The organism is Pelagibacterium xiamenense, assembly GCF_021166475.1.
Taxonomy (GTDB): Bacteria; Pseudomonadota; Alphaproteobacteria; order Rhizobiales; family Devosiaceae; genus Pelagibacterium; species Pelagibacterium xiamenense.
Genome location: NZ_JAJOYS010000001.1, coordinates 1,286,494 through 1,298,512 on the forward strand (window position 1 = coordinate 1,286,494; position 12,019 = coordinate 1,298,512).

At 64.5% G+C, this 12,019-nt stretch carries 6 protein-coding genes; 4 read left to right on the forward strand and 2 right to left on the reverse strand.

Going from position 1 to position 12,019, the window contains the following annotated elements:
- The first annotated feature begins 10 nt into the window (after nucleotides 1-10).
- Entirely contained in the window at nucleotides 11-2,914 is a 2,904-nt protein-coding gene (locus tag LSG43_RS06380) for a bifunctional [glutamine synthetase] adenylyltransferase/[glutamine synthetase]-adenylyl-L-tyrosine phosphorylase (protein ID WP_231802165.1), read from the forward strand.
- On the opposite strand, the gene LSG43_RS06385 is transcribed toward LSG43_RS06380, so the two are convergent.
- A complete protein-coding gene (locus tag LSG43_RS06385; RefSeq protein ID WP_231802167.1) occupies nucleotides 2,911-4,422 on the reverse strand; it encodes a sensor histidine kinase in 1,512 nt (503 codons plus the stop codon). The genes LSG43_RS06380 and LSG43_RS06385 overlap by 4 nt on opposite strands.
- Nucleotides 4,423-5,033: 611 nt before the next feature.
- Here LSG43_RS06385 and LSG43_RS06390 point away from each other — a divergent pair.
- Nucleotides 5,034-6,905 (forward strand): ABC transporter ATP-binding protein, encoded by a 1,872-nt coding sequence (locus LSG43_RS06390; RefSeq protein WP_231802169.1) that lies wholly within the window; start codon nucleotides 5,034-5,036, stop codon nucleotides 6,903-6,905.
- Nucleotides 6,906-6,994: 89 nt separating this feature from the next.
- On the forward strand, nucleotides 6,995-8,890 hold the full coding sequence (locus LSG43_RS06395) for an ABC transporter ATP-binding protein (RefSeq protein ID WP_231802171.1): 1,896 nt from the start codon (nucleotides 6,995-6,997) through the stop codon (nucleotides 8,888-8,890).
- Here LSG43_RS06395 and LSG43_RS06400 read toward each other — a convergent pair whose 3' ends face one another.
- Nucleotides 8,891-9,373, reverse strand: a complete 483-nt coding sequence (locus tag LSG43_RS06400) for a methyltransferase family protein (RefSeq protein WP_231802173.1) — start codon at nucleotides 9,371-9,373, stop codon at nucleotides 8,891-8,893.
- 155 nt (nucleotides 9,374-9,528) lie between these two features.
- Here LSG43_RS06400 and LSG43_RS06405 point away from each other — a divergent pair, with 155 nt between their 5' ends.
- Nucleotides 9,529-12,009, forward strand: a complete 2,481-nt coding sequence (locus tag LSG43_RS06405) for a beta-mannosidase (RefSeq protein ID WP_231802175.1) — start codon at nucleotides 9,529-9,531, stop codon at nucleotides 12,007-12,009.
- Nucleotides 12,010-12,019: the final 10 nt, after the last annotated feature.

Here is a 12,019-nt window from a genome sequence, read left to right on the forward strand (position 1 = left end):
GAGGACGGCCATGACGGCGCTTGTCGAAGGGCTCAAGCCGCTTGCATCGGCACAAGGCGACGCCGAGGCACTTGCGGCGCTTCTTGAGGCCGCCGAGTCGTCCCCACGCGAAAACCTCGAACGCGCGGGCGAGACGCTCGCGCCCATCCTGGCGACGGCGCCCTACCTCAACGAGCTTGCCGTCCGGCACGCCGGCTGGCTGGCTGATATTCTGAGTACAGCGCCCGAACCGGCTTTCGAAAGCATACTTGCCGAAATGGCCCGCGCCGGCCGCGAGGCGGAGACCGAGGCGGATCTGGGGAAAGCCCTGCGGATCGGCAAGGCCCGCGGCGCCCTGCTCGCTGCGGTTGCCGAACTCGGCGGTGTCTGGACAGCGCGGGAAACGACACGGGCGATGTCGGATATTGCGGATACGGCGCTCGAAGCCTGTCTCGATCTGATGATGCGCGAAGCGGCCGGGCGAGGCGAACTGGCGCTCCCCGAAGACAAGGCCACGGCCGCCAATTCCGGCCTTGCCATTTTCGCGCTCGGCAAACACGGCGGGCAGGAACTCAACTACTCCTCCGATATCGACATCGTCGTCTTCTACGATCCGCAAAGCTCCGCTCTGGCACCCGATGCGGACCACAACAAGATCTATGTCCGCATGGTCCGGCACCTCGTCGCGATGATGCAGGATCGGACCGCCGACGGCTACGTCTTCCGCACCGACGTGCGCCTGCGTCCCGACCCGGGATCGACGCCCGTCGCCATCTCGGTCGATGCCGCGATGAGCTATTACGAATCGCGCGGTCAGAACTGGGAGCGCGCCGCCTGGATCAAGGCGCGGCCTTGTGCCGGAGACAAGAAGGTCGGCGAACGGTTTCTCAAGGACCTCGCGCCCTTCATCTGGCGCAAGCATCTCGACTTCGCCACCATCGCCGACATCCAGGCCATGAAGCGCCAGATCAATATCCACCGCAAGGTCGGCGGCGAGCGGGTATTGGGCCACAACGTCAAGCTCGGACGTGGCGGTATCCGGGAGATCGAGTTCTTCGTCCAGACCCAGCAACTGATCGCGGGCGGCCGCGACCCGGATCTGCGCGTCAGGCCAACGGCCCAGGCGCTCGCCGCACTGGCGCGGGGCGGCTGGATCAATGGCGAAACGGAAAAGGATCTCGAAGAGACCTACTGGTTCCTGCGCGCGGTCGAAAACCGGCTGCAGATGCTGCGCGACGAGCAGACCCACACGATGCCGGAGACCGAGGATGGCGTCGCCGAGATTGCCTTGCTGATGGGATACGACACCCGCGAGGCGTTCGAGGACGCCTACCGCCACGCGCTCGGACGCGTGGTCAACTATTATTCGGAGCTCTTCACCGAGGGCGCGTCGCTGGCCGGCGAGATGGGCAATCTCGTCTTTACCGGCTCGGACGACGACCCCGGCACGCTTGAAACGCTCTCGGGGCTGGGCTTTTCCGACCCGGCATCCGTGTCCGCCACCATCCGCAAATGGCACTATGGCGGATATGCCGCCACGCGCGCAGCCAAGGCGCGCGAGCACCTGACCGAATTCCTGCCGACCCTGCTCAAGACCATCGCCGCCACCGGCAACGCGGACGCGGCGTTTGTCCGGTTCGACGATTTTCTCAGGCGCCTGCCCGCCGGCGTCCAGATGTTCGCGCTCCTGCACAACCACGAAGTCCTCGCCCAGCTCCTCATCGATTTCATGGCCTCCGCACCCCGGCTTGCCGAAGCGGTGATCCATCGCGCGCACGTCATGGACGGGCTTATCGATCCGTCTTTTGCGGGCGATATCGCGGAGTCCGAAGCGCTCGTTGCAAGCGTCGACGCCTTTCTTGCCGACGCCCGGTCGTACGAGGACCTGATCGACAGGGCCCGCATCATCGGTCAGGAGCAGAAATTCCTGATTTCCGCCGGCCTCGTCGGTGGCGCGTTGAGCGCCGAGCAGGCCGGCCGGCAGTTTACCGCCCTCGCCGAAACGCTGATGGCGCGGCTCTTTGATGCGGTGCGCCGGAACTTCGCCGAGCGCCACGGCACGATCGAAGGCGCCCGGGTCGGGCTTCTGGCATTTGGCAAAGTGGCCAGCCGGGAAATGACGGCGACCTCGGATCTCGACTTCATCATGCTCTACGACGTGCCCGAGGGGACGAAGGGCTCCGACGGCGAAAAGCCGCTCGATCCCCCCTCCTATTTCACGCGGCTGACCCAGCGGCTTCTCACAGCGATCACCGCGCCGACCGCGGAAGGCGTGCTCTACGAAGCCGACATGCGGCTGCGGCCCTCAGGCAATGCCGGACCGCTGGCGACCAGCTTGCGGCGCTTCCGGAGCTACCAGCGCGAGGAAGCCTGGACCTGGGAACACCTCGCGCTCACACGCGCGCGCATGGCGATTGCCGATCCGGGACTGGCCGAAGCGGTCGACGATGAAATCGCCGCGATCATGGCTCAGGACCGCGACCCCAAAAAGACGGTAACCGACGTGCGCGACATGCGGGCGCTGATGGCCCGCGAACGCCCGGCGCGCCATCCCTTCGATCTCAAGCTCCACGAGGGCGGCCTTGTCGATCTCGAGTTCATCGCCCAGACCGCGCAACTGATCGTCGGCAAAGACCTCGACGTCCCCCAGGCGCCGCCCGCCCGTGTTTTGATGCGGCTCGCCGAAACCGGCATCCTGTCCCAGGGCGAACGGCTCGCCGAGATCCACGGCGTCTATTCGTCGGTTCTGGAGTTGATGAGCGCCTGTCTGCTCGACCCGCTCAAGGACGAAGGCTGGACCGGTGCGTTCCGCGAACTTCTGGCCCGGCGTACCAACTACCCGTCCTTCGCGCTGCTTGAAGCCGACATCGCGGCCATGCGCAAGGACGTCGCCGACGCTGCAGAAGCGTTTTACACCAGGATGCTGGAGGCCTAGGCCGCCGCCCGCGATGTCAGGCTGTCCGACGCGATGTGAAGCGGCAGGCAGATCGCCACGGTCGTGCCGACGCCCTCCATCGAGTCGATCGCCAGCCGGCCCCCGCTCAATTCCGCAATGGTCCGCGCCATTGCGATGCCGAGCCCGACCCCTTCATGGGACTTTGTCGCCGAAGCGTCCGCCAGAACGAACGGCTGGGAAAGCTGCGACAACGTCTCGGGCGGCATCCCCGTGCCGGTATCGGTCAGCTCGATGACCACCCCGTCATCGGCGGTCCATGCCGCCATGCGGATTTCACCGCCGCGCGGGGTATGCCGGATGGCATTGTCGATGAGATGGCCGACCATAAGGTCGAGGTAATGCCGGTCACCGCGGATTTCGCCCTCCACGCGCGACGCGACCTGAAACCGTATTCCCGCCCGCGCCGCCTGCTTGGCATAGCGCGCCCGTGTGTCGCTGAAGAACGCCGAAAGGGGCAGGGGCTCGCATTCGAGCGCCTTGCAACCGCTTTCCAGCTCGGCGAATTCGAGGATCGCGGCAAACCGTTCGAGCAGCTTTTCGCCCGACGTTTTGATATCCCCCAGATAGGTGCGGTAGTTGTCGTCCCCCAGCGGACCGAACGCCTCGAGGCGCATCAGATCGGCGAACCCGATGATGTGGTTGAGCGGCGTGCGGATATCGTGGCTCAGATGCGCAAGGAAAGCGCTCTTGGCCCGGCTCGCGGCCTCGGCGCGGATCTTTTCTTCGTGATACTGCCGCGCAAGCAGTCGCTGCTCGTTCCGGACGGCGCTGAGCATGCGGTCCGCGGCCTTGCGTTCGGTGATGTCCGAGACCACCGTGACGAAGCCGCCGCCTGTGCAGGGCCGTTCGTCGAGCGTGATGACGCTGCCGTCGCTGCGCGCCAGCTCGACCAGACGCCTGTGCTCGGTCTCCACCACCGGCCGCGCCGAGATCTTGCCGGTCATCGCGCGCGAAACGAGCGCGTAATCGGCGCCGGGAACGAGCGCTTCCGCCTCGATCCGCAGAAGGTGCGCGAAGGCGGCATTGGCACAAACGAGTTGGCCGTCCGCTGTCCACCGGGCAAGACCGTGCGGCACCGCATCGACCACGGGTTCGAACGCGCTGTGTGCCCGTGGCCGCGCGTCGGTCTGCCCGCGCGACGCCAAAAGAACGGAAAGAAGCGCCAGCGCCCCCGCGAAGCCGAGCTTCGGCGCAAGGGCGCCAAGGAGCGTCGTATAAGGGGCGGTGACGACGACGCGCCCGGTCTCGGTCTCGGCCTCGGCGCGGGCCAAAGCCGGCGTCACCGTGTCGGCGGAGAGGATGGCGCCGGGTACCACGGCATCGAGCGTGCTTGAGAGGACAATATCGTCGGGGTCCGTCACGATGACATCGAAGCCACGCCCGGTCGCCGCCGAGATCCCGGCTTCCGCCGCCGTGAGCGCGGCTGCAAGGCCCAGCCGTTCATGGAACGCCGCGACCGCGCGGTAGACCTCGTATGCCGTGAACACCGTCGCGGCGACCAGTGCCAGGGCGAAAAGTGCGGTTCTTGCTGTGGTTTTTAGAAGGGGTGAAAAGGCGGAAGAGCGATCGAGCGCGTGCGCATGGGAGCAAGAGACTCCCCCGTCGTCAACGCCGGATATGTCCGCCGAATTCATAGCCCACAACACCCGCGCCCGATGCGGCTGCCCCGAAAGTTTTCGTGTGGTAAGACATTGAATCAACACGATGACTCTTGTCCAGAGGCAAAAGTCGCCGCCACGCGTGCGGCGGGAAATTTGCGAGTCCGCAGAGTCACTTAAAGGTTGCGAAAAATTATTCTGCACCCATGCCGGTCATGCCTGCGTTACGTTCGTTCGCTCTGGTTTAGGCGGGGAGCGATTCGCAGTCGGGCGCTATCGGCTGGCAATTGATGGCGCCGGGTGCAGACAACCGACCGCGCTTTGCTGTATTCTGCCGGGCTGTCCGGTGACGCGGCGGCCTGACTGCGGCTTGATGGATTGCGGGACAACAATTTATCAAGTATATACTTGGAAAAAGGTCGGATTTCGACCACGCTTCGTGGCGTTCTTGTGGGAAGGCGCGCGATGGGGCGCTCCGGCTATCGTATGTGGTGACAATTATGTTTCGTTGGTTTGAAAGCCGGCTTGAGCCGTATCCGCCCGAGCAGCCCGCCCAGCCGCCGCGCGGCCTTCTGGCGTTCTGTCTGCATTATATGCGGGGCGCGCGGCTTCCGCTTGCGACGATGGCCGTGCTCTCGGCGAGCATCGCGCTGGCCGAAGTCATGCTCTTTGCGTTTCTGGGCGATATCGTTGACTGGCTGGCCTCGGCGAACCGGGAAACCTTCCTCGCCGACGAAGGCCCGTTCCTCATCGTGATGGCGGTGTTTGTCGTCGTCGTCATTCCGGTGCTGGCGCTTTTTAGCGCGCTCACCATCCATCAGACGCTTCTGGGCAACTTTCCCCAGCGCGTCCGCTGGATGGCGCACCGCTACCTCATCCGCCAGTCGATGAGCTATTTCCAGGACGAGTTCGCCGGTCGCATCGCCACCAAGGTGATGCAGACCTCGCTCGCCGTGCGCGAGACGGTGATGAAGCTGCTTGACGTGGTGAACTACGTCGTCATCTACTTTATCGGCGCCGTCGTTCTCGTCGCGCTGACCGACTGGCGGCTGATGGTGCCCTTCCTCGTTTGGCTCGCTGCCTATGGCGCCGTGCTCAGCTATTTCATTCCCAGGCTCGGCAAGGTATCCCAACTCCAGGCGGACGCCCGTTCGATGATGACCGGCCGCATCGTCGACAGCTACACCAATATCGCCACCGTCAAGCTCTTCTCGCACTCCACCCGCGAGGAAGCCTATGCGCGCGAAGGCATGGACGAATTCCTCGTCACCGTGCACCGCCAGATGCGCATGGTGACGATCCTCGACAGTTCGATCACGACGCTCAACGCGCTGCTGCTGTTCTCCGTCAGCGCGGTCGGCATCTGGCTGTGGTTGGGCGGCTCGATGACCGCGGGCGCCATCGCGGTGGCGACGGGCCTCGTGATGCGCTTTCAGGGCATGAGCCACTGGATCATGTGGGAAATGTCGGCGCTGTTCGAAAACATCGGCACCGTCCGGGACGGCATCAATTCGATTTCGCTCCCGCGCGTCGTGGGCGATGCTCCTGAGGCCAAGCCCCTGGGCCAGGTTACGGGCCACATCCAGTTCCGCGACGTCGCCTTCACCTATGACCGGAAGGGCCATGAGCAGAGCCGCGTCATCGAGGGGCTGAACCTCGACATCCGCCCCGGCGAAAAGATCGGGCTCGTGGGCCGTTCGGGCGCGGGCAAGTCGACCATCGTCAACCTCCTGCTCCGGTTCTACGACCGTCAGGCGGGCGAAATCCTCATCGACGGCAGGGATATCGCGACCGTCACCCAGGATTCGCTGCGGGCCAATATCGGCGTCGTGACCCAGGATACCTCGCTCTTGCACCGCTCGGTCCGGGAGAACATCAAGTACGGCCGCCCCGACGCCTCCGACGAGGAGATGATTGCCGCGGCGAAAAAGGCCGAGGCGCACGACTTCATCCTCACCCTCGCGGATGCGAAGGGCCGCAAGGGCTACGACGCCCATGTGGGCGAGCGTGGCGTCAAGCTCTCGGGCGGCCAGCGCCAGCGCATCGCGATCGCGCGCGTGCTTTTGAAAGACGCGCCCATCCTGGTGCTCGACGAAGCCACCTCCGCGCTCGACAGCGAGGTCGAGGCCGCCATCCAGAGCCAGTTGGACATGCTCATGGAAGGCAAGACCGTGATCGCCATCGCGCACCGGCTCTCGACCATCGCGGCGATGGACCGGCTCATCATCCTCGATGAGGGCAAGGTGGTCGAGGAGGGGACGCACGCCGAACTGGTCGAGTCCGGCGGGACCTATGCGCGACTCTGGGCACGGCAATCGGGCGGCTTCATCGACGTCGAGGCCACCGAAGAGGGCGGCGTGGCAGCGCAGTAACCGGCGGCGGTCCGCCGCCGGAATCGCCGCGCCATGTCGCACTCAAGATATATCTTGACTTATTCTTGAGTTCGCCGCACGGTGACGCCATGAGCAAGATTTTCGTCAATCCGGTCCGCCGGGTTTCGCGCATTTTCGAAACCTGGGTCGATCCGTTCCGCCCTCAGGACGACATGCAACCCCCCGACACTGTGCGGGGGTTTCTCTGGCACTACCTCCGGCAGGCCAAGGGGCCGTATGTGCTCGTGATCGCGCTCGCCGGGCTCACCTCGCTGTTCGAGGCGCTGTTCTTTTTTTATATGGGCCGGCTTATCGATTTGCTCGAAACGAGCAACGCCGCCGCCGGCTGGACGGGGCTCGTCACCGATCACGGCACCGAACTGCTCGTCATGCTCGTCGTCGTCGTCGTGGGGCGTTTCCTCGCGCCGACGATCCAGGCACTCGTCGAAGAACAGACGATCGGGCGCGGGTTCACGACGCTTGTGCGCTGGCAGGCCTATGTCTACGTCTCGCGCCAGTCCATGCGCTTCTTCAACGACGACTTTGCCGGACGGCTCGTCACCAAGGTTACTCAGGCCTCCCAATCGCTCAACGATTTCATCGCCAGCGTCGTCCAGGTCGCCTGGGCGCTGACGATCTTTGCGGGGACGACGCTGTTCCTTTTTGCCCAGCTCGACCTGCGCATGGCGGGGCTGATCGTCGTCTGGATCGCGATCTTTTCGGTGCTCGCGCGGTATTTCGTGCCCCGCATGCGCGCCCGCGCCACCGAGAACGCCGAAAACGCCTCCATGCTCAACGGGCGCGTGACCGACAGCTTCGCCAATATCCAGACCCTTCGCCTTTTCGGCAATGACGAGGACAACGACCAGTACGTCCGCAACGGCTTCAAGCGTTTCCTCGATTCCGCGACCCGGCTGGGGCGGCTCGTCACTGGCGTGCGCACGGCGATGGGGCTGTTGAGCACGGTAATGATCATCGCCTTCGGCGTGCTGTCCATCCAGCTGTGGGCCGCCGACTCGATCACGATCGGCGCGGTGGCGTTCGCGCTCGCGCTGGTCCTGCGGCTCAACATGATGCAGGGTCGGATGATGGGGCAGTTGAACGGCATGATGCGGCATTTCGGTATCGTCCAGAATGCCATGGAAACCATCGCCAGGCCTCTCGAACTGGTCGACGCCCGGGACGCAAAGCCGCTCGAGGTCGAAAACGCCGCGGTGGATTTCGAGAACGTCCGCTTCCACTACGGGCGCGACAAGGGCGTCATCGAGGGGCTGAACATATCCATTGCGCCCGGCGAGAAGATCGGCCTCGTCGGCCAGTCGGGCGCGGGTAAATCCACCCTCGTCAATCTGCTCCTGCGCTTCTACGATCTCGAAAGCGGCCGCATCCTGATCGACGGGCAGGATATTTCCGAAGTCACCCAGGAATCCCTGCGCGCCAATATCGGCGTCGTGAGCCAGGATACCGCGCTATTGCACCGCTCGGTGCGCGCCAACATCATGTTCGGCAAGACCGGCGCGTCCGAAGCCGAAATGATCGCGGCGGCAAAGCGCGCCGAAGCGCATGACTTCATCATGGAGCTCGAGGACCATCGCGGACGCACGGGCTACGACGCCCATGTGGGCGAGCGGGGCGTCAAGCTCTCGGGCGGTCAGCGCCAGCGCATCGCGATTGCGCGTGTGCTCCTCAAAAATGCCCCCATCCTCGTCCTCGACGAGGCGACCTCGGCGCTCGACAGCGAGGTTGAAGCGGCGATCCAGAGCCAGCTCGAGGGCTTGATGGAGGGCAAAACCGTCATCGCCATCGCGCACCGGCTCTCGACCATCGCGGCGATGGACCGGCTGGTGATCCTCGAACGCGGGCATATCGTGGAACAGGGAACGCACGCCGAACTGCTCGACCGCGGCGGTCACTATGCGCGGCTCTGGTCGCGCCAGTCGGGCGGCTTCCTCGACCTCGACGAGGAAGAAGCGGCGGCGGAATGATCAGAACCAGCGCCGCGTGTGCGTGAGATACCGTGCATATGCCTCGCCGAACTTGCCGCTGAGATAATCCTCCTCCCGCGCCACCACCAGCCGGTCGAGCGCGAGCCAGAGGAACGGCAGCAATAGAACGCCCCATTCGAGCGCGAAGGCGAGGCATAGCCCCGTATAAACCGCCAGAAACCCCAGATAGATCGGGTTGCGGGTGTACCGGTAGATCCCGGTCGTGACCAGTTGGGTGGAGGGCTTGTAGGGCTCCACATTGGTGCCCGCCGCGCGGAAATTGGTGACCGCCTGCGCCGCGACCGCGACCCCTGCGAGGATAAGAACAATCCCGATCCAGAAGAACAGCTCCCCCACGCCGGGCGGTGGGAAGATCGGCACGGCGACCAGCCAGTCGAGCACGACGGCAATCGCCAGCGCGATCAACGGAAACAGCGGCGGCGGCATGATGAGGCCCGGATTGTCGCGTTCGGCTTCGGCCATTTGCGTCTCCCGCTTTTGCTCCCGCCCAGCATGAGCCAAGGGCTGGCAAACTGCAACTTTCGCCTTTATCGCCTCCTGCAACTAAAGTAGAACGCACCTCATCGCGCACGCCGGACGGGAGATCCGGCCCAGCTCTGCATCTTGGGGAGGATATGATGGCGAATGTCTCGCAGACGGCCGCTCGCGCCGCAATCGATTACAAGGCGCTGCACCTAGGCGGCGAATTCACGCTGTCTTCCCCTGCGCTCGAGGAAAACCTCACCATCACGCTGCCGGGCGACGTCCACACGGCTCTCCTTGAAGCGGGCAGGATCCCCGATCCCTATTTCGGCAATAACGAAGACGCCGTCGCGTGGGTCTATGAAGCGCCGTGGTCGGTGGAACGCGCCTTCGAGGCCGGCGCGGACCTTGCCGAAGGCTTCCTCACGCTCACCCTCTCGGAGGTCGATTGCATCGCGACCGTATCGCTCAACGGCGAGGTGATCGCACAGACCCAGAACCAGTTCATCCGCTACGATATCGACGTCACCGGCAAGGTGCGCGAAGGCGCGAACACGCTCCGGATCGACTTCGCCGCCATCCCCGAAATCGCCAGGGCGCGTGCCGACGCGCACCCGTTCCCGATCCCCTATGCGGCGATGAACCAGAAGGTCGCGCACCTCAATTTCGTGCGCAAGACCGCCTGCCATGCCGGATGGGACTGGGGCATCTGCCTCATGCCCACCGGCGTCTATGGGCGCATGGAATTGCGTCGCACCCCGCTCGCCCGCACCGAGAGCGTACAGGTGGATCAGGACCATGCGGACGGCAAGGTGACGCTCTCGATCAGGACGCGCATCCACGCCTTCGCGGCGGGCGAAGTGAACCTTGCCCACACGATCGATGGACAGACCGCCGGCGGCCCGGTCACGGTCGCCCCCGGCGAGAACGTCTTCACCCACACGCTCACCATTGCCGACCCGAAGCTCTGGTGGCCGGCGGGGCAGGGGGACCAGCCGCTCTACGACCTCGTCACCGACCTCGACGGCGAAACGACAACGCGCCGCATCGGCCTTAGGGACCTCGAATGGGTGGTCGAAAAGGACGAGATCGACCACTGTTTCAAATGCCGGATCAACGGCCGCGACATCACCATGATGGGCGCCAACTGGATACCGGCCGACGCTATCCCCTCGCGTATCACGCCCGAGACCGTCGGCGATCTCCTCGAGAGCGCCGTGGCGGCGAACTACAACATGCTCCGCGTCTGGGGCGGCGGTCAGTACGAACCCGATTATTTCTACGACCTCTGCGACGAGATGGGGCTCCTCATCTGGCACGATTTCATGTTCGCCTGCATGAGTTACCCCTCCGACCGCGCCTTCCTCGCCGATGTCCGCACCGAAATCACCCAGCAGGTCCGCCGCCTCTCCCACCACGCGTCGATCGCGCTCTGGTGCGGCGACAACGAGGTGATCGGCTCGCTCGGCTGGTTCCCCGAAACCAAGGCCGACCCCGAGCGCTACGTCGCCAATTACGACCGGCTCAATTCCATGCTCGGCGAGATCGTCGAGGACGAGGACCCTGCGCGCCGGTTCTGGCCATCCTCCCCCTCGCTGGGCTATCTCGACTTTTCGGACGGCTGGCACACCGACACCCGCGGCGACATGCACTTCTGGGACGTCTGGCACTCGGCCAAGCCCTTCGAGCACTATCGCACCGTCCAGCCGCGCTTCGCTTCCGAGTTCGGCTTCCAGTCCTTCACCTCGATGAACGTCATCGAGAGTTTCACCGAGCCCGCCGACCGCAATCCCTCCTCGCCGGTGATGGAAACCCACCAGCGCAACGAGGGCGGCAACGCGCGTATTCTCGAAACCATGTGCCGCTATTTCCGCTTCCCCAAGGGGTTCGAGGAAATGGTGTTCCTCTCGCAGGTCCAGCAGGGCCTCGCCATCAAGACCGCCATCGAATTCTGGCGCTCGACCAAGCCCCGTTGCATGGGCACGCTCTATTGGCAGATCAACGACAACTGGCCGGTCGCAAGCTGGTCGAGCCTCGACTATGGCGGGCAGTGGAAACTGCTTCACTACCTTGCGAAGCGCTTCTACATGCCGGTCAACGTGGTCGCGGTGCCCGAGGACGACGAGATCGTGATCAAGGGCATCAACGACGGCCACGCCCCCGCCGACATCACGCTCGAGGTCATCCGCGCCGACGTAACTGACGGCGAAAAGACGCTGAAAAGCCTCGACGTTTCCCTCGGCCTTGAATCTGCATCCGAACTCGCTCGCGTTCCGCTTGAGGACCTCGGGGATGGGCAGTTCCTCCTCCTCGAATGGCGCGGCCGCGATGGCAACCTCATCGGCCGCAACGACTTCTTTCCCCGCGCCTACAAATATTACGACCTGCCGCAGGCGACTGTCTCCGCACGCTGGAGCGAGGGTGAAACCGGACCCCTCCTGACGCTCGAAACCGACGCCCCGGCCTTCTTCGTCACCGCCTCCGTCGACACTCCGGGATATTTCTCGGACAACTGCCTGACCCTATTGCCCGGCCGCCCGGCGCAGCTTAGCTTCACCCCGCGCAAGGGAGCGTCCGTCGGCCGCGACACCCTCGAAGCGTCGCTCACCATCCGCCATCTGGCGCAAACCTACTAACCGAAAAGAG

Coding starts and splice junctions, on each gene's coding strand:
- LSG43_RS06395 (WP_231802171.1), top strand. CDS start 6,995: ATGAGCAAGATTTTCGTCAATCCGGTCCGCCGGGTTTCGCGCATTTTC.
- LSG43_RS06390 (WP_231802169.1), top strand. CDS start 5,034: ATGTTTCGTTGGTTTGAAAGCCGGCTTGAGCCGTATCCGCCCGAGCAG.
- LSG43_RS06405 (WP_231802175.1), top strand. CDS start 9,529: ATGGCGAATGTCTCGCAGACGGCCGCTCGCGCCGCAATCGATTACAAG.
- LSG43_RS06400 (WP_231802173.1), bottom strand. CDS start 9,373: ATGGCCGAAGCCGAACGCGACAATCCGGGCCTCATCATGCCGCCGCCG.
- LSG43_RS06380 (WP_231802165.1), top strand. CDS start 11: ATGACGGCGCTTGTCGAAGGGCTCAAGCCGCTTGCATCGGCACAAGGC.